Annotated in this window: 14 protein-coding genes; 6 read left to right on the top strand and 8 right to left on the bottom strand. The window is 71.6% G+C overall.

The genetic code is table 11. From position 1 onward, the window contains the following. Positions 1 to 32: 32 nt before the first annotated feature. Both ACFQ6S_RS03855 and ACFQ6S_RS03850 read right to left on the bottom strand, forming a co-directional pair. Positions 33 to 1,889, bottom strand: a complete 1,857-nt coding sequence (locus tag ACFQ6S_RS03855) for a cellulase family glycosylhydrolase (RefSeq protein ID WP_383402986.1) — start codon at positions 1,887 to 1,889, stop codon at positions 33 to 35. Positions 1,890 to 1,962: 73 nt separating this feature from the next. After that, positions 1,963 to 3,957 (bottom strand): GTP-binding protein, encoded by a 1,995-nt coding sequence (locus ACFQ6S_RS03850; RefSeq protein WP_383402984.1) that lies wholly within the window; start codon positions 3,955 to 3,957, stop codon positions 1,963 to 1,965. Positions 3,958 to 4,234: 277 nt separating this feature from the next. Between ACFQ6S_RS03850 and ACFQ6S_RS03845 the strand changes: the two genes are divergently transcribed. Both ACFQ6S_RS03845 and ACFQ6S_RS03840 read left to right on the top strand, forming a co-directional pair. Further along, a complete protein-coding gene (locus ACFQ6S_RS03845; RefSeq protein WP_383402981.1) occupies positions 4,235 to 5,332 on the top strand; it encodes a glutamate--cysteine ligase in 1,098 nt (365 codons plus the stop codon). A gap of 77 nt (positions 5,333 to 5,409) precedes the next feature. After that, positions 5,410 to 6,510 carry an XdhC family protein gene (locus tag ACFQ6S_RS03840; RefSeq protein WP_383402979.1) on the top strand — a complete coding sequence of 367 codons (1,101 nt, stop codon included), beginning with the start codon at positions 5,410 to 5,412 and terminating at the stop codon, positions 6,508 to 6,510. Positions 6,511 to 6,732: 222 nt separating this feature from the next. On the opposite strand, the gene ACFQ6S_RS03835 is transcribed toward ACFQ6S_RS03840, so the two are convergent. Continuing rightward, positions 6,733 to 7,233, bottom strand: coding sequence for a metallophosphoesterase family protein (locus ACFQ6S_RS03835; RefSeq protein ID WP_383402976.1), 501 nt, complete (start codon positions 7,231 to 7,233; stop codon positions 6,733 to 6,735). Positions 7,234 to 7,377: 144 nt separating this feature from the next. Between ACFQ6S_RS03835 and ACFQ6S_RS03830 the strand changes: the two genes are divergently transcribed. Together ACFQ6S_RS03830 and rfbC are read left to right on the top strand one after the other, a co-directional pair. Then, positions 7,378 to 9,315: a glycosyltransferase family 2 protein gene (locus tag ACFQ6S_RS03830; protein WP_383402973.1), complete on the top strand. Its 1,938-nt coding sequence runs from the start codon at positions 7,378 to 7,380 to the stop codon at positions 9,313 to 9,315. A 4-nt stretch (positions 9,316 to 9,319) separates the two neighbouring features. Continuing rightward, positions 9,320 to 9,916 (top strand): dTDP-4-dehydrorhamnose 3,5-epimerase, encoded by a 597-nt coding sequence (gene rfbC / locus ACFQ6S_RS03825; RefSeq protein WP_383402970.1) that lies wholly within the window; start codon positions 9,320 to 9,322, stop codon positions 9,914 to 9,916. Between the two features lie 81 nt (positions 9,917 to 9,997). Here the strand turns inward: rfbC and ACFQ6S_RS03820 are convergent, their stop codons facing one another. The 5 genes from ACFQ6S_RS03820 to ACFQ6S_RS03800 all read right to left on the bottom strand — a co-directional run bounded on the left by ACFQ6S_RS03820 (position 9,998) and on the right by ACFQ6S_RS03800 (position 16,266). Next, entirely contained in the window at positions 9,998 to 10,798 is an 801-nt protein-coding gene (locus ACFQ6S_RS03820) for a class I SAM-dependent methyltransferase (RefSeq protein ID WP_383402967.1), read from the bottom strand. Next, on the bottom strand, positions 10,785 to 11,666 hold the full coding sequence (rfbD, locus tag ACFQ6S_RS03815) for a dTDP-4-dehydrorhamnose reductase (RefSeq protein WP_383402964.1): 882 nt from the start codon (positions 11,664 to 11,666) through the stop codon (positions 10,785 to 10,787). Before rfbD ends, ACFQ6S_RS03820 begins: the two co-directional genes overlap by 14 nt. Then, positions 11,663 to 12,652: a dTDP-glucose 4,6-dehydratase gene (gene rfbB, locus ACFQ6S_RS03810; RefSeq protein ID WP_383402960.1), complete on the bottom strand. Its 990-nt coding sequence runs from the start codon at positions 12,650 to 12,652 to the stop codon at positions 11,663 to 11,665. Before rfbB ends, rfbD begins: the two co-directional genes overlap by 4 nt. Next, positions 12,649 to 13,716: a glucose-1-phosphate thymidylyltransferase gene (locus ACFQ6S_RS03805; protein ID WP_383402957.1), complete on the bottom strand. Its 1,068-nt coding sequence runs from the start codon at positions 13,714 to 13,716 to the stop codon at positions 12,649 to 12,651. Before ACFQ6S_RS03805 ends, rfbB begins: the two co-directional genes overlap by 4 nt. A 93-nt stretch (positions 13,717 to 13,809) precedes the next feature. Next, positions 13,810 to 16,266 carry a SpoIIE family protein phosphatase gene (locus ACFQ6S_RS03800; RefSeq protein WP_383402955.1) on the bottom strand — a complete coding sequence of 819 codons (2,457 nt, stop codon included), beginning with the start codon at positions 16,264 to 16,266 and terminating at the stop codon, positions 13,810 to 13,812. A 196-nt stretch (positions 16,267 to 16,462) separates the two neighbouring features. Between ACFQ6S_RS03800 and lanKC the strand changes: the two genes are divergently transcribed. Then, entirely contained in the window at positions 16,463 to 19,189 is a 2,727-nt protein-coding gene (lanKC, locus tag ACFQ6S_RS03795) for a class III lanthionine synthetase LanKC (protein ID WP_383402952.1), read from the top strand. A 47-nt stretch (positions 19,190 to 19,236) separates the two neighbouring features. Continuing rightward, entirely contained in the window at positions 19,237 to 19,347 is a 111-nt protein-coding gene (locus tag ACFQ6S_RS03790) for a SapB/AmfS family lanthipeptide (protein WP_062720510.1), read from the top strand. Positions 19,348 to 19,396 lie beyond the last annotated feature (49 nt).

Here is a 19,396-nt window from a genome sequence, read left to right as displayed (position 1 = left end):
CTGACGTAAGGGGAGGGTCAAACGGCGGGTGGCTATCCGGCGTTCCGAGCGGCCCACGCGGCGAGTTCGGACCGCGCGGCGTTCAGCAGTGTGGCGGAGGGAGCGGTCGTCCCGTTCGTCACCAGCGCGTAGTGCAGGGCTCCGGAGTCGGTGTCGCCGAGGAGCAGGCGACGGCTGCCCGTGCCGCCCGGCTCGGCGGCCACTCCGACCGGCGTGGTGGCGGTGTACGACGGCGGCGAGTGCACCGTGCCCAGGTCGGAGACCACGGTGGTGGACCCGGTCGGGAAGGACGCCGGAAGATGCAGCTCGGTCGGCGCCGAGCCGCTGTTCGAGCGCCACACCAGCAGCCCGTACTGACCGGATCCCACCAGCTGCGCCACGTTCGGCAGCGAGCTCGGCACCGGGTTCCAGGTCAGTGTGGTGTCGCCGTCCCGGGAGCGGTCCTCGTAGGTGAAGGCGACGGTCGTCCCGGAGGTGGCGCTCGGGTAGACCCGGTCGAGCAGCCGGGCGTCCTGGCGAAGCGTCGGCGTGCCGGAGTCGTCGAGGCGTACGGCGGACAGGTCCTCGTCGTTCCAGGCGTCACCGGTGGTGAGGACCTTGTCGGGGTTGTCGTTCATCAGCTCGTGGTGCCGTCCGTTGTAGATGTCCCACTGCCACTGCGTACCGGAGAGCACCGGGCCGGAGCCGGCCGGGTCGGACCACCATCTCGCCCCCGGCACACGGGAGTCGAGGGCCTGGTACATCGCCTTCAGCACGGTCGGCGCCTTGTCGGAGACCGAGCCGGACAGCGGATGGCCGAACTCGCTGACGATCGCGGGGGTGCCCGTTGCCGAGGAGCGGTCCCGGACCGTGCCGAAGTCGCCGGTGTACTGGCCGTCGGCCGCCTTGCCCCACATGAAGATGCCGGAGATGGCCTTCTGGTCGTAGAAGTGGGTGTTGAAGACGTACCGCGGACCGAGCGTGCGGGCGTCGAGCAGTCCGCCCTCCTGCTTCTGGAAGTCGAGGTTGGCGTTCCAGAAGAGGTTCGGTTCGGCGAGGACCGGCTTGTCCTGCCAGCCGGCCGCGTCCATCCGGGCCCGGAACTTCTCGTAGAACGGCCAGAGCACATCCCGTTCCCAGGTGCGGCTGCTCTGGCCGGAGTCATAGCTGCCGGCATGCGGCTCGTTGTAGGGGTCGAAGCCGACGACGCCCGCGAACTCGGCGGCGGAGACGTTCTGCCGGACGTACGTCATCGTCTTCTGGGCGGTGGCCAGGAACGCGTCCTGGAGGCCGTACTCGTTGTGCCAGAAGTCGTACGACGCCTGCTTCACGGCCTCGTTCTGGGTGATGTTCTGGCCCCAGAAGAGGCAGATCCCGCAGGACTCGTCCGGGTAGTTGCCGGCGTCCACGGCCCACTTGGGAGCGCCGTCGCCGCTGTACCAGCTGTCCGGGTCGAACAGGTACCGGGAGTAGAGGTCCTGGTGGAAGTCGGGGTAGACACGGATGCCCGCGTCGAGGAACGCGCGCATCTGGGCGGTGGCGGCGGCCAGATACGTGGTGTCGACCTGGCCACGCACGGGTTCGGCATGGGCCCAGGAGAGAAGGAAGCGGATCGAGTTGCCGCCGCCGAGGGCGCGCAGCGCGGTCGCGGATTTCTTCGCGTCGGCGACCGAGGCGAAGGGCAGGCCGCCGTTCTCCGCCAGTTTCGTCTCGCCGGAGACGTTGTAGCCGCGCAGCACGACCTCACGGCCGTTTCCGTCGACGAAGCGGCCGTTCTGCACGGTCAGGGGCGTTTCGTCGAACCAGAGGGAGTCGGGAAGGGTGGCGGCGGCGGGAGAGGGGCCCGCCACCGTGAGGGATCCGAGGAGGACGACCAGAACAACCAGCAGACGCGCTCGTATGTTCGGCATGTCCACTACAGTCCGGTGATATCAGGACACCGTCAATACTTCTGACCCATGAGTAAGTTGTGTCTCCGGCGGCTCAACTGCCCACTCTGCGCGTCAGGTTCAACAGATACTCCTTCCGGTTCAGCGGATTGAGGTCGGTGCGCCGGCGCTCGGGTTCCGCACCGCGTACGGCCGGGGCGTAGTGGTCGAAGGCGCTCTCCAGCTCGCCCTCACCACGCGTCAGGCCCGGCAGTTGCTGCTCCAGTTCGTGCACATGGGCCGCGGGCACCGAGCCCTCCAGCGAGCAGGAGTCGCCCCGTGTCTCCGTGGTCTGCGGCACCGCGCGCAGCCTGGCCAGGACCGGCAGCAGCGCGGCCAGCGTGTCGGTGGGCACCTCGACGCGGAAGCGGTGCATGGGCTCGTGGACCCGGGTGCCCGCCGCGCGCAGTGCCTCGATGAGGACCAGCGGGGTCAGACCCCGGAAGTCGTAGCCGGTGCTGGACATGCTCTTGTCGAAGCCCTGGTGCGCATGGCTCTGGCGGGGCGAGTAGCCGGAGTGGGTCATGGTGATCGCGCAGTCGGGGATCTGCCAGCCGTACAGTCCCTGGCCGAGCGTCTCGCGGACGGTGTCCTCGACGGCCTTGAAGAAGGCGTACGGCATGGAGCCCAGCTCCACCTCCAGACGGAACTCCACGCCGGATCCGACGGGCGCCGGGTCGACGCGCAGGCCGACCGTCGCGAGGAACGGGTTGCCGTCCTTCTTGTTGAACTCGACCGCCCCGCCCGAGCCGACCGGCCGCTCGACGCACAGCGGTGTCGTCTCGCGGAAGGTGACGTCGAGGCCGAAGTCGGCCGCGAGCGTGGCCTGGATGACCTCCTTCTGCACCTCGCCGTAGAGGGAGACGAAGGTCTCCTGCCGTACCTCGTCATGGCGCAGATCGATCAGCGGGTCCTGTTCGGCCAGCCGGGTGAGCGCGCGGTGCAGCGCCCGCCGGTCCGTGCCGTCGGCCGGGGCGACGATGGATTCCAGGGTGGGCGGGGCGAAGCAGTACCCGAAGGCCTTGCGGGGCTCACCGATCGCGTCGCCGATCCTGATGTCGGCGAGGCCCCACAGCTTGGCGATCCGGCCCGCCGTCACCTGGTCGTCCCTGACGTCCGTGCCCTGGTCGAAGACGCTGACCGCGGTGACCCGGCCTTCGGTGCGATCCACTCCCTTGTCCCACGCCCCGGGGGCACCGAAGGGGATCCGGTCGCGCGTGCGCAGCGTCCCGGAGAACATCCGCGCGTAGGCGACCTTCTCCCCCGCCGACCCCCGCTCGACCTTGAAGACGGTGCCCGAGACCGGGCCGTCCGGCTCCCCGTCGGCGGCGGGCAGCAGCTCCCTGATGCCGTCGATCAGCGCGCCGACGCCGGCGCCCGTGACGGCGGACCCGAAGTAGACGGGGTGGACCAGTGCCTGCCGGGTCTGGCCGGCGAGGGCGGCGCGGAGGTCGTCGTAGGAGACCGTGCCCTCGACGTATGCGGTGAGAAGTCCGTCGTCGTGGTCGGCGAGGACGTCGATCGCCGACGGTGCGAGACCCGGGACGAAGCCGGCTTCGCGGGTGCCGAGGGCGTCGGCCGTGCCCATCGGCACGACGGCCGGCGTCAGCCGTTCGGAGACGGCTCTCAGTACGGCGTCGCAGTCCGCCCCGCGTCGGTCGATCTTGTTGACGAACACGAGGGTCGGGATGCGCAGCCGTTGCAGCGTGCGCATCAGCACCCGGGTCTGCGGCTGGACGCCCTCCACGGCGGAGACGACCAGCACGGCGCCGTCGAGCACGCCGAGCACCCGCTCCACCTCGGCGATGAAGTCCGGGTGGCCGGGGGTGTCGATGAGGTTGACCGTCACGTCGTCGAGCGCGAAGGAGACGACGGCGGACTTGATGGTGATGCCGCGCTGCCGCTCCAGCGCGAGCGAATCGGTCTGTGTGTTCCCGGCGTCCACACTGCCGATCTCGTCGATCACACCGACCGAGTGCAGCAGGCGCTCGGTCAGGCTGGTCTTACCCGCGTCGACATGGGCGAGGATCCCGAGGTTGAGCAAATGCACGAAGCGTCATGTCCTTCGATGAGGGGGTCGATCCTTCCTGGGCGGACATGAACGCAGTGCGCATCTTTTTTCTCCTGGATCTCCGGCGATCGGTCCCAGGCAGTGCAGCAGACCTTCCCGACCGGGAGCAACGGAATAAACGCTCCGCACCGCGCCGGCGCGGCAGGGTTTGACCCGCGGCGACCGCGGCACTCGGATCCCCCGCGAGCGTGCACGTACCCGGTGGCCGCCACGGTGGGATCCGGATTCAGGCAACGGCACTAGGCAGAGGCGGCCGATGACGACGCTCGGTGTGGAAGAGGAGTACCTGCTGCTCGACCCGGTCACGGGATTGCCCGTACCCCTGGCCGACAAGGTGCGCACCGCGGCGGGCCTGGGGCCTTCCGTAACCGCCCAGGAGGTGCAGAGCGAACTGCTCCAGGCGCAGGTGGAGGTGGCCACGCCGGTGTGCGGCACCTTGGAGGAGGCCGCGGGGCATCTGCAGCGCCTGCGGCACGCCGTCGCGGCGGCGGCCGAGCGGCACGGGTGCCGGCTCGCGGCCTGCGGGACCTCGCCGCTGCGGCACGGCCGCCCGGAGGCCGTCACCGACAAGGCCCGCTACCGGGCCATGCGCACACAGGCGCCCCAACTGGTGGCGGAGCAGTTGGTCAACGGCATGCATGTGCATGTCGCCGTACCCGGCCGGGAGGAGGGCGTGCAGGTCATGAACCGGCTCCGGGTCTGGCTGCCGGCGCTGACGGCGATGTCGGCGAACTCCCCGCTCTGGGACGGCCACGACACCGGCTTCGCCAGCTGGCGCACCGTGGTCTTCAGTCGCTGGCCGGTCAGCGGCACGCCCCCGTACTTCCATGACGTGGCCGACTACGACCGACGGGTGCAGCGGCTGGTGAAGAGCAGGCTGATCTCGGACCCCGGGCAGTTGTACTGGCAGATCCGCCTCTCGGCGCAGTACCCCACCATCGAGGTGCGGTGTCTCGACGTCCAGCTGCGGGTGGATGACGCGGTCATGCTGGCCGGCCTGGTGCGGGCCCTGGTGAGTACGGAGCTGGAGGCGGTGGCCGCCGACACCCCGGCGCCCGACTGGGCCCCGGAGCTGCTCGGTGCCGCGCTGTGGCACGCCGCCCGGCACGGTCTGGGCGACACCTTGCACGACCTCGACGGCAACGCACACCCCGCGGGCGATGTGCTGTACCAGCTCCTGCGGCACGCCACTCCCGCGCTGGAGGCGTCCGGCGACACCCGGCGGGTGGCGGCCCTGGTCGACCGCCTTCTGCAGGACGGAACCGGCGCCGACCGACAGCGCGCCGCGCTCGCCGACGGTGGCCTCCGTGCGGTCACCGACCTCATCGGAGCGGAGAGTACGGCGGCGCCCTGAGCGAGCCGATCGATCTCGACCTGCGAAAATACAGGTCAGGAGCTCGTCCCCGGTCTCACCAGGAGGGATCCACGGCCATGCGTGACATTCTCCCGGCGATCAGCGGCTGGTACACGGCCCGCACTCCGTTCGGACTGGCCACGGTGGTCGCCACCAGCCGCAGCACCCCGCGCGACCCCGGAGCCTCGATGGCCGTGAGCCCGGACGACGAGGTCGTGGGCAGTGTGTCCGGCGGCTGTGTCGAGGGAGCGGTCTTCGCACTCGCGCAGGAGGTGGTGGCGAGCGGCGAGGCGCGGCTGGAGACCTTCGGGTACAGCGACGAGGACGCCTTCGCCGTCGGGCTCACCTGCGGCGGCGAGATCACCCTGCTGGTGCGGTCCGTCACTCCCGAGAGCGATCCCGTGTTCGGGGAGGTCGCCGAGTCGGTCGCGGCGGGCGGTCCGGTGACCCTGGCGACCGTGACCGACGGGCCCGCCCCGCGCGGGGCGACGCTGGCGGTGTGGCCGGACCGGGTCGCCGGCACCCTCGGCACGCATGGCCTGGACGTGGCGGTCACCGCCGACGCGCGCGGCGAACTCGCCCTCGGTGCCACGGGCCTGAGGCACTACGGCCCGCATGGTGAGCGCCGCGAGGACGCGGTCACCGTCTTCCTGCACTCCTTCGCCCCGCCGCCCCGCATGCTGGTCTTCGGCGCGATCGACTACGCGGCCGCCGTCGCCCGCATCGGCGACTTCCTCGGCTACCGGGTCACGGTGTGTGACGCCCGCCCGGTCTTCGCCACGCCGAAACGCTTCCCGGCGGGCGTGGAGGTGGTCGTCGACTGGCCGCACCGCTACCTCGGCGGCACCGACACCGATGAACGCACGGTGATCTGCGTGCTGACCCACGACCCGAAGTTCGACGTCCCCCTGCTGGAGGAGGCGCTGCGCCGCCCGGCGGCGTACATCGGGGCGATGGGCAGCCGTCGTACGCACGACGACCGGATGAAGCGGCTGGCCGAAGCCGGGCTCGACGAGGGCGAGTTGGCCCGGCTGCGCTCTCCGGTCGGGCTCGACCTCGGGGCCCGTACGCCCGAGGAGGTCGCCGTGTCCGTCGCCGCCGAGATCGTCGCGCTGCGGTGGGGCGGCACGGGCACCCCGCTGACGACCACCTCGGGCGCGATCCATGCATCGTCGTAGCGACCGGGGGAGACTGCGGCGGGCCGGTCGAAAGTAACCGCATTCAGGGTGTGTAAGCCGGGCACGAAGGGGTATTCGCCGCACAAAGGAGGCACATAAAGGGAGGCATACGCACCTCCGAGCACAGCCTCTTAGCGGGAAGGAGGTCCATGACAGCGCATAGTCAGCGCCCGGGCCGCTTCTCCAACGCATGGAGCGGCCCGGATCTTGTGCAGGGGCCCCTCAGCGCTGTGGCAGCCGGTGCAGCCGCACGTCCCTGAGCAGGCCCTCTTCCACGGTCGCGGTCATGTAGGTGCAGTGGGGCTGTCGGCGGCGGTCCGTCGGCGAGCCGGGATTGAGCAGGCGCAGGCCTGAGGGGGCGGTGGTGTCCCACGGGATGTGGCTGTGCCCGAAGACCAGGACGTCCAGATCGGGAAAGCGGACGGCGCAGCGCGCCTCGCGCCCCTGGGCGGAGCCGGTCTCATGGACGACGCCGAAACGCAGGCCGCCGAGCTCGGCGTACGCCATCTCGGGGAGCCGGGCGCGCAGCTCCGGGCCGTCGTTGTTGCCGTAGACCCCGACGAGCCGGGTACAGCGGCTCTCCAGCAGGTCGAGCGTGGCCGTGTCGACCCAGTCCCCCGCGTGGAACACGACGTCGGCGCGCGGGATTTCGGCGAGCAGCGCCTCGGGGAGGACCTTGGCGCGCTTGGGCAGGTGGGTGTCGGACATCAGCAGCAGGCGCACGGCGTCAGGCTACCGGCGGGAAGATCGCCATGCCGGGTCGGCGTGGTTGAGCGGTGGACAAAGCCGGTGACAGGGTTAGGATTTGGCCACGAGCACCACAATCCGACGTAAACGCACAGCGACCCCTAGGGGGCTCGGGCCCGGATGCCGGTCAAGGTCAGCGTCGTCATCCCCGTGTACAACCCCGGGGTCTATATCGAGGACTGCGTCACCTCCCTGCTCGGACAGTCGCTGCCGCCCGACGAATACGAAGTGATCTTCGTCGACGACGGCTCGACCGACGGAACACCCGCCCGGCTGGACGCGCTCGCGGCCACGGAGCCCCGGGTGACCGTCGTCCACCAGGAGAACTCCGGCTGGTCGGGCAAGCCCCGCAACGTCGGCATCGAAGCCGCCCGGGGCGAGTACGTGATGTTCGTCGACAACGACGACTACCTCGGCGACGAGGCCCTCCAGCGCATGTACGACTACGGCATGGCCCACGGCGCCGATGTCGTGGTCGGCAAGATGGCCGGCAAGGGCCGCGGGGTGCCGGTGGAGCTGTTCCGCCGCAACCACCCGCGCGCCACCGTCGAGAACGCGCCGCTGATCGACAGCCTCACCCCGCACAAGATGTTCCGCCGCGCCTTCCTCGACGACATCGGGCTGCGCTTCCCCGAGGGCAGGCGGCGCCTGGAGGACCATGTCTTCGTCACGGAGGCCTACCTGCGCGCGGCGAACGTCTCGGTGCTCGGCGACTACGTCTGCTACTACCACGTGCGCCGGGACGACGCCTCGAACGCCGGTTTCCAGCGCTTCGACCCGGGTGGCTACTTCAAGAACCTCCGGGAGGCCCTGGACGTCGTCGAGCGGTACACCGAGCCGGGCCCGTTGCGCGACCGGCTGTTCCGGCGCTGGCTGCGGGTGGAGATGGTCGAGCGGATGCGCGCGCGGCGGCTGCTCGCGCTGCCGGCGGACTATCGCCGGGAGCTGTTCGAGGAGATGCACCAGGTCGTCGTGGAGCGCTTCGGACCCGGTGTCGCGGCCGGGCTCCAGCCGACGCAGCAGGTCGTCGCCGCGCTGATCACCGCGGACCGGTACGACGATGTCGAGGCCTTCGCCGAGTGGGAGGCCGGTATCGCGCTGACGGCCGTCCCCGAGCGCGTGGCCTGGGAGGACGGTGTGCTGCGGGTGGTCATCACCGCCGAGTACACCTCCGCCGGAGAGCCGATGACCTTCGCCGCCGGCACGGCCCGTACGTCTCTCGACGGACCGCCCGAGGACCTGGCCGCGGCCGTCGCCTGGGTCGGCGCGGACACCGTGTCCCGGTTCGGACAGGCCACCGCCGACCTGCTGGTGCGCGAACGCGCCAGTGCCGCCCAGTACTTCCAGCCGGTGGAGTTCACCCGGGAGGAGGTGCCGGCCGGCGACGAAGGCCGGGTCCGTCTGGTGCTGCGCGCGACCGCCGGCATCGACCCGGGCACCCTCACCCGCGCCGGCCTGTGGGACACCTTCGTCCGCGTCAAGCTGGGCGGCTGGACCAAGGAATGCCGCCTGGGCCCGGCCCCTCTTGCCGCCCGCCCCACTCCCTCCCCCGCGCTGGTCGGCGGCCATCTGGTCCTGCCGTACTGGACCTCCCCGCACGCACATCTCGCGCTGGACCTCGACCGGGCGACCCACCGCCTCGGCCTGGGCACCCTCGCACCGGGCGACGTGACGGTGTCCGGCGGCAGACTGCGCGCACCGCTCCCGCTGCACGTCCCCCGCGACGGCACCGAGGTGTCACTGCGCCTCACCTCGCCCCACACCGCCCACGACGTGCCCGCCACGCTGTCCCCCCAGGGCTCCGGCGCGCTGCTGGAGGCCGTGCTGCCCCTCGGCGACCTGAGAGGGTCGACGTGGCGGGTCTCGCTCGGCGCGCCGGGACCCCGCTTCCTCCCGCTCCCGCTCGCCCTGCGCGCCGGCACCGGCGGGGTGCACGTCGTCCGCACCGCCCGTCCCAGTGCGCTGCGGCGGCTGGTCCGCAGGGCGCGACGCAAGCTCGGTACGGCACTGGGCCGGACGGCGGCCCGGCTGCGGGCCCGGGCCGCCCGGAGGAGGTGACGGCATGCGCTCCCTCGGCATCGAAGGCGCCTGGGCGCTGGAGCCCAAGGTCTTCCCGGACGAACGAGGCAGTTTCCACGAGTGGTACCGAGGCGCCGAGTTCCGCGAGGCCACCGGCTACGACCTGTCGTTGGCGCAGGCCAACTGCTCGGTCTCCCGCTGGGGCGTGCTGCGCGGCGTGCACTTCTCCGATGTGCCGCCCGGACAGGCCAAGTACGTGACCTGTCTGCGCGGCGCCGTTCTCGATGTGGTGGTCGACATCCGCGTCGGCTCACCCACCTTCGGTCGCTGGGAGGCACTGCGCCTCGACGACGACAGCCACCACGCCCTCTTCCTCGCGGAGGGCCTGGGCCACGCCTTCATGGCCCTCACCGACGACGCCACGGTGGTCTACCTCTGCTCGACCGGCTACGCCCCGGAGCACGAGCACGGCGTGGACCCCCTGGACCCCGAGCTGGGCATCGCCTGGCCGGAGCACATTCCGCCGGTGCTGTCCGAGAAGGACGCGGCGGCGCCGTCGCTGGCGGAGGCGGAACGGGCGGGGCTACTGCCGTCATATGAGACCTGCACGGCCCACTACGACCAGTTGCGCGCCCCTTAGGGGCGCGGGGAACCGCGCGACCAGCCACAACACACCCGCGGACGCACCACGACACATCGCGGCACCACCGGAGCGCATCGCTCAGCCGCCGGCCAACTGCCCAACCGCCGCACGCAACGGCTCCCACCCCCGAGACCGTCCGACACCCAACGTGCGCGCCCGTGCCAACGGCTTCCAGAAGCTCCCACCCAGCAACGCCTGAGGTGCCACCGCTCCCGCCCGGTCCAGAATCGTCTCGGGCACCTTCTGCGGGTCGGGCACGTCGTACTCGGCGACGATCTCGTCGTACCGATCCCGCAGCACCGTGTTGCGGCGGTCCGCGCCGAACACGACAAGCTGCCCGGTCGGCTGGGTGTCGACCGGCACGGTCACCAGATCGGGGCGATACCGCCCGAGGATCTCAGCGATCTTGTACACGTCTCCGGTCCATGCCCCGGTGTGCCGATCCCGTGCCGCCTCGTCGACGTTGCGCGGCAGCATGTCGTCGAAGACGATCACACTCGTCCAGTCCGAGTGCCGCTCGATGTTCATGAAGTCCCGCAGCGCGTACTCGAAGAGATGCATGCCGTCGATGAACGACAGGTCGAGGACGGTGCGGCGCCAGTACCCGAGCGGACTGCGCCCGCGCCGCAGGTTGCGCAGCGGATGACGGCCGCCCTTGAGGTGGATGAGCGGGTTGTCGCGGGCGAAGAAGTCGTCGCTGGTGGCTTTCACCAGGTGCACGTCGCAGCGGATCTCCGTGACGACCTTGAAGGCGGGGTCGACGGCGATGGTGGGGACGCGGGACAGCCGTAGGCTGCGGCCGTCGTTGACGCCGATCTCCAGATAGTTGCGGTTGCCGCTGACCTTGTGCAGTTCCCTCAGGAACTCATGGCGTTTCACGAAGGGTCTCCTTGCGGATCCGGGGCAGTGCTTCGTGCAGGGCGGTGCGCCAGTCGCGCGGCGACCCGAGGCCCAGCCGCCGGCGGCGGCCGTGCGCGAGGACGCTGTACGCGGGGCGGGGCGCGGGCCGGGGAAAGGCCTCGCTCGTGACGGGGCGCACCCGGTCGGGGTCGGCGTCGAGCAGCCGGAACACCTCGCGGGCCAGGTCGTACCAGGTGGCCTCGCCGGAGTTGGTGGCGTGGAGTACGCCGGTCGCGTCGCCGCCGACGCGCGGGCCGAGGTCGGCGACGAGCGCGGCGACGTCGGCGCTCCACGTGGGCTGGCCGCGCTGGTCGTCGACGACGTCCACGGTGTCGCGGCGGCCCTCCAGCTCGATCATCGTCCGGACGAAACTGCGGCCGTGGACGCCGTAGAGCCAGGCGGCACGCAGCACCGCGCTCGTGGCCGGCAGTTCGTCGGACACGCCCCGCTCACCCGCCAGTTTGGTGCGGCCGTAGGCGGTGCGCGGGGCAGGAGGGTCGTCCTCCGCGTAGGGGGTTCGGCCGTCTCCGGCGAAGACGTAGTCGGTGGAGACGTGGATGAGACGGGCGCCGTGTGCGGCGCAGGCCCTGGCAAGGAGGCGCGGGCCGTCGCCGTTGACGCGCAGGGCCTGTTCCTCGTCCGTCTCGGCGTTGTCGACGGCCGTGTAGGCGGCGCAGTTGACGACCAGTTCGGGGTGGTGCGTGGCGACGGCGCGGTCGACGGCCCGGGAGTCGGTGATGTCGAGGGCTGCGTGGTCGAGGCCGGTCACCTGCTCGTCACGGGCGAGGAGTTCCTCGACCACGTCCCGGCCGAGCATGCCGCCCGCGCCGGTGACCAGCCACCTCATCCGTGCTCCTCGCCCACGCGGCGTTTCAGGGGCTCCCACCAGGCACGGTGGTCGCGGTACCAGTCGACGGTGGCGGCGAGGCCCGACGCGAAGTCGTGGCGGGGCCGGTAGCCGAGTTCGGTGCGGGCCTTGGCCCAGTCGACCGAGTAGCGCAGATCGTGCCCCTTGCGGTCCTCGACGTGCCGCACCCGGTCCCAGTCGGCGCCGCATGACCGGAGCAGCAGCGCGGTGAGGTCCTTGTTGCTCAACTCGGTGCCGCCGCCGATGTTGTAGACCTCGCCGGGGCGGCCGTTGGTCCGGACGAGTTCGACGCCGTGGCAGTGGTCGTCGACGTGCAGCCAGTCGCGGACGTTGAGGCCCTCGCCGTAGAGGGGGACCGGTTCGCCGTCGAGGAGGTTGGTGATGAACAGCGGGACGACCTTCTCGGGGAACTGGTGCGGGCCGTAGTTGTTGGAGCAGCGGGTGACCCGGACGTCCAGGCCGTGGGTGCGGTGGTAGGCGAGGGCGAGCAGGTCGGAGGAGGCTTTGGAGGCGGAGTACGGCGAGCTGGGCCGCAGGAGGTCCGCCTCGGTGGACGAGCCGATCTCGACGGAGCCGTAGACCTCGTCGGTCGAGATGTGCACGAAGGGTTCGACGCGGTAGCGCAGGGCCGCGTCCAGCAGGGTCTGGGTGCCGACGACGTTGGTGAGGACGAAGTCGCCGGCGCCCTCGATAGAACGGTCGACGTGGGACTCGGCGGCGAAGTGCACGACCTGGTCGGCCTCGGCCATCAGCTTGTCGACCAGTTCGGCGTCCCGGATGTCCCCGCGCACGAACTCCAGCCGGGGGTGGTCGAGTTCGAGGTTGTCGAGGGTGCCGGCGTAGGTGAGCTTGTCGAGGACCGTGATCCGTGGGGCGTCGGGCGCGCCCGGTGCGTCGCGGGCGAGCAGGGTGCGGACGTAGGTCGAGCCGATGAAGCCGGCGGCGCCGGTGACGAGAAGGTTCATGGGTGGATCTGCACCTTGCTGTGGTCTCCGAGGACGAGCCGGTGGGCGCTGGGCACGCTGGGCGCGGGCGTGACCTCGACATGGCGGCCGATGAGCGAGGACTCGATCCGGCCGGCTCCGTGGAGGGTGGCGTCCCGCAGGACGATGGAGAACTCCAACTCGCTGTCGGTGATACGGCAGTTCTCCGCGATGGAGGTGAAGGGGCCGACGTAGGAGTCCTCGACGATCGTGCCGGCGCCGACCACGGCGGGTCCGACGATGCGCGAGTTGACGATGCGTGCCCCTTCCTCGACGATCACCCGTCCCACGGTCTCCGACGCCTCGTCGACCTCGCCGTCGATACGGCGGGTGAGGCTCTCCAGGACGGTCCGGTTCACCTCCAGCATGTCGGCGACATTGCCGGTGTCCTTCCAGTAGCCCTCGATGACGGTGCAGCGCACGTCGGCGCGGGCGTCGATGAGGTGCTGGATGGCGTGGGTGATCTCCAGCTCGCCGCGCCAGGACGGTGAGATGGCGCGGACGGCGTCGTGGATCACCGGGGTGAACAGGTAGACGCCGACCAGGGCGAGGTCGCTCTTGGGGCGTTCCGGTTTCTCCTCCAGGCCGAGGACCTGGCCGGCGTCGTCGAGTTCGGCGACACCGAAGGCGCGAGGGTCCTGCACCCGGGTCAGCAGGATCTGGGCGTCGGGGCGGCCGCGCCGGAACTCCTCGACGAGGTCGGCGATGCCGCCGACGATGAAGTTGTCCCCGAGGTACATCACGAAGTCGTCGTCGCCCAGATAGTCCCGGGCGATGAGCACGGCGTGGGCCAGCCCCAGCGGGCGTTCCTGGGGAATGTAGGTGATCTCCAGACCGAACTTGGAGCCGTCTCCGACGGCGTCCTGGATCTCCGGGGCGGTGTCACCGACGATCACACCGACGTCGGTGATGCCGGCCGCTGCGATCGATTCCAGCGCGTAGAAGAGGACGGCCTTGTTTGCCACGGGCACGAGCTGTTTGGCCGAAGTGTGCGTGATCGGCCTCAAGCGCGTGCCGGCACCGCCGGACAGCACGAGAGCCTTCATCGGTTCACCTTAGCCCCGATTCCGCCAATTTGACGGTGCAAGGTTGGCTTGTTCGCCACTGCTCAGCCGTCTGGCGTTCACCGGAACGGACCTTCAGTCGCCCATCGCGATCTCGCTCCACACCTGTTTTCCGCCACTGACCGGCACGGTTCCCCACGTCACCGACACGGCCTCGACCAGGAGGATTCCGCGGCCGCCGGTGGCCTCCCAGCTCACGCTGGTCGGCCGGACGGGTGTGCGGGGCGAGGCGTCGGCGACCGCGACCCGCATCCGTTGGTTCACGAGGGTGAGGTCGAGACGGACGCGGCCATCCGTGTGCACGAGGGCGTTGGTGACGAGTTCGGAGACGACGAGCAGGACGGTGTCCCGGTCCTGCGGCCGCACGTTCCAGGTGCGCAGGGTGCGGCGGGTGAAGCGGCGGGCGTGGCCGACGGCCTCCGGGACGCGCCAGACCGTCCAGCTCTCGCGCAGCGGACGTACGGCCATGCCGTCGTAGCGCATCAGGAGCAGGGCGATGTCGTCGCTGCGGCGCGCCCCGACCAGCAGGGCGTCGGCGACGAGGCCGAGGTGGGCGGGGTCGGAGCGGGCGAGTTCGCCGGCGAGCCGGTCCATGCCGGTGTCGATGTCGTCCTCGGCGGACTCGACGAGGCCGTCGGTGGTGAGGGCGACGACGGTGCCGGGCGTCAGCCGCAGCGGGCTCATCGGGAAGCCGGCCTGCCGCAGCACGCCGAGCGGCGGGCCGCCCTCGGCCTCGGCTATCTCCGTGCTGCCGTCCGGCCGGCGCAGGACCGGCGGGAGGTGACCGGCGCGTACGCACCAGGCGGAGCCCTCCTCCAGGTCGACGTCGACGTAGCAGCAGGTGGCGAAGAGGTCGGTCTCCAGGTCCATGAGGAGACGGTTGGCGTGGTCGACCACCACGTCGGGCGGGTGCCCCTCGGCGGCGTAGGCGCGCAGCGCGGTGCGCATCTGGCCCATGAGGGTGGCGGCGGCCGCGCTGTGGCCCTGGACGTCGCCGATGACGAGGGCCACACGGTTGTCGGGCAGCGGGATCACGTCGTACCAGTCGCCGCCGACCTCCAGGCCGGCCGTGGTCGGCAGATAGCGGGCGACGGCCTTCGCGCCGGGCAGCCGGGGCAGCCGGCGCGGCAGCAGCTGGCGCTGGAGCATGCCGACGAGTTCGTGCTCGGCGTCGAAGGCGTGGGCCCGCAGCAGGGCCTGACCGGCGAGGCCCGCGGAGGCGGTGAGCAGGGCGCGCTCGTCGGCACCGAACTCGTGCGGGGCGTCCCAGCCGATCAGACAGGCGCCGGCGATACGGCCCCCGGCGGGCAGCGGGAGGACGGCGAGCCCGCCGGGGCCGACGTCGGCGAGGGCGGGTTCCAGCGTGGTGCCGGCGGGCCAGATCCGGGCGCGTCCCTCGCGCAGGGCGGCGGCGAGGGTGGGCATGGCGCGCACGGGGGCGTCCGGCCATTCGGTGCGCCACTCCAGGCGCCACAGCTCCGGCCAGGAGTCGGGGTCGGGCGGATCGAGGACGGTGACGACGAGCCGGTCGTGCTCCAGCTCGGCGAGCGCGATGCGGTCGGCGCGCAGCGGCTTGCGCAGCGCGGTGACGACGGCGTGGCTGACGTCGCGAACGGTGCCGGCGGTGGCGAGTGCGGCGGCGAGCCGCTGGACCCGGGCGACGTCGGTGACCTCGGGGCGCAGCGTGGAGGCGTCGGCGACGGTGCCGACGAGCCGGGCCGGGCGGCCCTCGCCGCCGGGCACCAGGCGTCCGCGCAGTCTGAGCCACTTCGGCGGCCCGGTGGGCTGCAGGACGCGGAACTCCAGCTCGCGGTCGCCGATGGACATGTGGTCGGCCTCGACGACGGACATCAGCGACGGAAGGTCCTCGGGGACGGTCAGGCCGAGCAGGGTCTCGACCTTGCCGTCGAACTCCTGCGGGCCGAGGCCGAACAGTCCCAGGATCTCTTCGCCGACCTCGACGCGGCCGGTGTCCATGGCGAGGCTGAAGGCGTCGAGCGGCAGCTCGCCCCCTTCGGCGGCCGCGGGCGGGGCGGGCAGGGCCACGGACGCGGCGATGAGCTCCAGGGACTCGCGGTCCTCGGGGTCGAAGCCGCCGGGTCTCTCGCTCACGGCGAGCAGGCAGCCACCGCCGCCGTCGCCGTGGGCGGGCATGGCGGCCAGGGAGAAGTCCCCCGAAGGGGCCCGCCGTGACTCCGCGCGGTCGGCGAGTTGCCGGGGCCCGAGCCAGACGGGACGGCCGGTGCGGTGGGCGTCGGCGATCGGGGACCGCCCGGTCAGCGGGTAGGCGTCGCGCAGGCCGTACAGGGTGCGGGGCACGCCGACGGACTCGGCCAGGCAGAGCAACTCGCCGTCCTGACTAGGTGTGTACACGGCGACGAAGGACGCCCCGCCGAAGACCAGCGCCAGTTCGAGTACCCGCCGCAGCCGCTCGGGCGAGGCCGGATCGACGGTAAGCGCCTTCAGGGCTCCCTCGACGCGCAGACTCCTCGTGCTGCGTCCCGCGGCGCCCTCACTGACCACGTCCGCCATTACAGCGCCAAATGAGTCACCTGCGCAGCCCCTGTGAACGTTCCGTGGATCGGTCCGGGGTGCCGGTGCTCGAAAGATGCCGAACAAGTCTTTACGCATGCGTTCCGCACGGTGATCTCGTGACAGCCGTGACTGTCCGTGGCCGTGTGCCCGCTGGAAGGCTCGGTGCCGCATCGGCGGAGGGGGACGCGAGGCCATGGACAAGCGCTACGAGGTGTACGCGCTCGCCGACAGGCACTTCTACGAGACGCCCGACCGGCTGTCGGTGGGCGGACAGGGGACCGCACCCCTGTTCGAGACGGCGCGCCGCGAGGTCCCGGAGGGCTGGCGGGCGGCGCGGATCGGCGACTGGCTGACACTGGCGCCGCTCGGCCCGGGCGGCACCACACTGCCGGACCGGGACCAGGGCTGGAAGATCCATGTCTCGGCGACCCTGACGAACGCCGAGAAGATCGCGCGGATCGTGTGGGACTACTGCGTTGCTCGGACCATCGCCTTCAAGTTCGTGCCCGGCCGGCACCTGCTGCACCTGCGCAACGCCAAATACGCGGGCCGGGACTCCAGCGGCAAGTTCGTCACCGTCTATCCGGCCGACGAGGAGCAGCTCCACACGGTGCTGCGTGAGCTGGGACGGCTGCTGGAGGGTTTCGAGGGGCCCTACGTCCTCACCGACCTGCGCTGGGGCGAGGGCCCGCTGTACGTCCGCTACGGCGCCTTCGCGCGGCTCTTCGTCGTCGACGAGCGCGGTTCGCTGGTGCCGGCGGTGCGGGACGGCGCGGGGCGGCTGGTGCCGGACCGGCGGGCGCCGTCGTTCCAGGTGCCGGAGTGGGTGACGCTGCCGTCCTTCCTCGAGCCGCATCTGGCGGCCCGCAACACCACGACGGTGGGCGAGTTGCCGTACCGCATCGAGAAGGCGCTGCACTTCTCCAACGGCGGCGGGGTGTACGCGGGCACCGACACCCGGGACGGACGCCGGGTCGTCCTGAAGGAGGGCCGGCCGCACGCGGGGCTGGCGGCGGACGGCGCGGACGCCGTGGCCCGGCTGGAACGGGAGAGGTACGCGCTGGAGCAGCTGACGGGCACCGGAGTGGTGCCCGAGGTGCGCGACTGGTTCCTGCTGGGCGACCACCGCTTCCTGGTCATGGACTTCGTGGAGGGACGCACCCTCAACTCCTTCTTCGCGGAACGGCATCCCCTCATCGGCCCGGACCCCGATCCGCGCGCCGTCGCCGACTACACCGCCTGGGCCCTGCGCATCCACGGTGCGGTCGAGCGCGCGGTGGAGGCCGTGCACGCGCGCGGCATCGTCTTCAATGACCTGCACGTCTTCAACATCATGGTCGCCCCCGACGAGGAGTCGGTGTCCCTGCTCGACTTCGAGGCGGCGGCCCCGGTCGCCGAGCAGGGCCGCCAGGTCGTCGCCCACCCCGGCTTCCTGGCCCCGCCCGACCGCAGGGGCGTGGACGTCGACCGCTATGCGCTGGCCTGTCTGCGGCTGGCGATGTTCCTGCCGGTCACCACCCTGTTCGTGGTGGACCGCGACAAGGCCGCGCATTTGGCGGAGGTGATCGCGGGCCAGTTCCCGGACGTGCCGCGACGGTTCCTGGACGAGGCGGTCGCCGAGATCACCCGGGATGTGCCCGACCCCGCGCGGGACGCCGTCGCCACATCGCCGCCGTCTGTGGCCCGCTCGGTCGCCGCGTCGTTCGTGGAGCCCGGCGACTGGCCCTACAGCCGTGACTCGATGGTCAAGGCGCTGCTCGCCTCGGCCACCCCGGAGCGTGCGGACCGGCTCTTTCCCGGCGACGTCGCCCAGTTCTCCGACGGCGGCGGGCTGGGCCTGGCCCATGGCGCGGCCGGTGTGCTGTACGCCCTGGCCGCGACCGGCGCCGAACGCTACGACGAGGGCGAGCGCTGGTTGCTCGACCGCACCGACCCGCCGCCGGTCGGCACCCCGCTGGGCCTGTACGACGGTCTCGCGGGCGTGGCCCACGTCCTCGTTCTGCTCGGCCACCGGCAGCGGGCCCTGGACCTGATCGACACGGTCCTGCGCGAGAGGTGGCAGCGCCTGTCCTCCGACCTGCGCGGCGGGCTGGCCGGGCTGGGGCTGGTCCTGGACGGGCTGGCGCACACGACCGGCGAGCCGGAACTGCGCGAGCGGGCGGCGGAGGCCGAGGAGATCCTCGTCCGGCGTCTCGCCGAACCGGCCCCGGCGGGGCCCCGGCCACGCGCCGGACTGATGCGGGGAGCGAGCGGCCCGGCCCTCTTCCTGCTGCGGCGCTACGAACGGACCGGCGACCGCCGGCTCCTGGAGGCCGCCGGCGAGGCCCTGCGCCGGGACCTGGCGTGCTGCGTCGAGCAGAAGGGCGGCTCGCTGGAGGTCGACGAGGGCTGGCGGACCATGCCGTATCTGGGCGACGGCAGCGTGGGCGTGGGGATGGTTCTCGACGACTATCTTGCCCACACCGGCGACGGGACCGGCGCGTCCGAGCAGGCCCGCGGCGACGAGGGGACCGGCGCGCCGGAGCGAGCCGCCGACGACGACAAGGACGGCGCTCTGGACCGCGCCCGCACCGGCATCATCACGGCCGCCACCTCCCGCTTCTACGCCCAGCCCGGCCTCTTCCAGGGACGCACCGGGATGCTTCTCCACCTCAGCCGCACCACCGCGCCCGGCGCCGGCGCCGACCGGCTGGCCGCCCAGATCACCGGGCTCGGCTGGTACGCGATGTCCTACCAGGGCCAACTGGCCTTCCCCGGACACCAGATGATGCGGCTTTCCATGGACCTGGGCACCGGAACGGCCGGGTGCCTGCTCGCCCTTCAGGCGGCGCTCGGCGCCGACACGACGGGCGCCGCCCCGGCCCACCTGCCCTTCCTCCCGCCGCCACCGCGGCACCCGGAACGCGGCTCCGCCACCTGACGGAGTCGTGACACAACCCCGTCCCCACAAAGAGGAGAGGACCCGACATGGCACTGCTCGACCTGCAGACGATGGAGACCGAGGAGCACACCGGCGGCGGCAGCGTGGCCAGCCTGCTGCTCTGCGCCAGCCAGGCCAGCATCACGCTCTGTCTCTGACGGACATCGTGCAACCGCGGCCCCGGGCGATCCCCCTCCCTCACGGGAG

Source organism: Streptomyces sp. NPDC056479 (genome assembly GCF_042795335.1).
In the GTDB taxonomy this organism is placed as follows: Bacteria; Actinomycetota; Actinomycetes; order Streptomycetales; family Streptomycetaceae; genus Streptomyces.
Note: the sequence above shows the minus strand (reverse complement) of the source record. Positions and strands in the feature narration are given on the sequence as shown.

Coding starts and splice junctions, on each gene's coding strand:
- rfbB (WP_383402960.1), bottom strand. CDS start 12,652: ATGAACCTTCTCGTCACCGGCGCCGCCGGCTTCATCGGCTCGACCTAC.
- ACFQ6S_RS03790 (WP_062720510.1), top strand. CDS start 19,237: ATGGCACTGCTCGACCTGCAGACGATGGAGACCGAGGAGCACACCGGC.
- ACFQ6S_RS03840 (WP_383402979.1), top strand. CDS start 5,410: ATGCGTGACATTCTCCCGGCGATCAGCGGCTGGTACACGGCCCGCACT.
- ACFQ6S_RS03845 (WP_383402981.1), top strand. CDS start 4,235: ATGACGACGCTCGGTGTGGAAGAGGAGTACCTGCTGCTCGACCCGGTC.
- ACFQ6S_RS03830 (WP_383402973.1), top strand. CDS start 7,378: ATGCCGGTCAAGGTCAGCGTCGTCATCCCCGTGTACAACCCCGGGGTC.
- rfbC (WP_383402970.1), top strand. CDS start 9,320: ATGCGCTCCCTCGGCATCGAAGGCGCCTGGGCGCTGGAGCCCAAGGTC.
- lanKC (WP_383402952.1), top strand. CDS start 16,463: ATGGACAAGCGCTACGAGGTGTACGCGCTCGCCGACAGGCACTTCTAC.
- rfbD (WP_383402964.1), bottom strand. CDS start 11,666: ATGAGGTGGCTGGTCACCGGCGCGGGCGGCATGCTCGGCCGGGACGTG.
- ACFQ6S_RS03805 (WP_383402957.1), bottom strand. CDS start 13,716: ATGAAGGCTCTCGTGCTGTCCGGCGGTGCCGGCACGCGCTTGAGGCCG.
- ACFQ6S_RS03855 (WP_383402986.1), bottom strand. CDS start 1,889: ATGCCGAACATACGAGCGCGTCTGCTGGTTGTTCTGGTCGTCCTCCTC.
- ACFQ6S_RS03800 (WP_383402955.1), bottom strand. CDS start 16,266: ATGGCGGACGTGGTCAGTGAGGGCGCCGCGGGACGCAGCACGAGGAGT.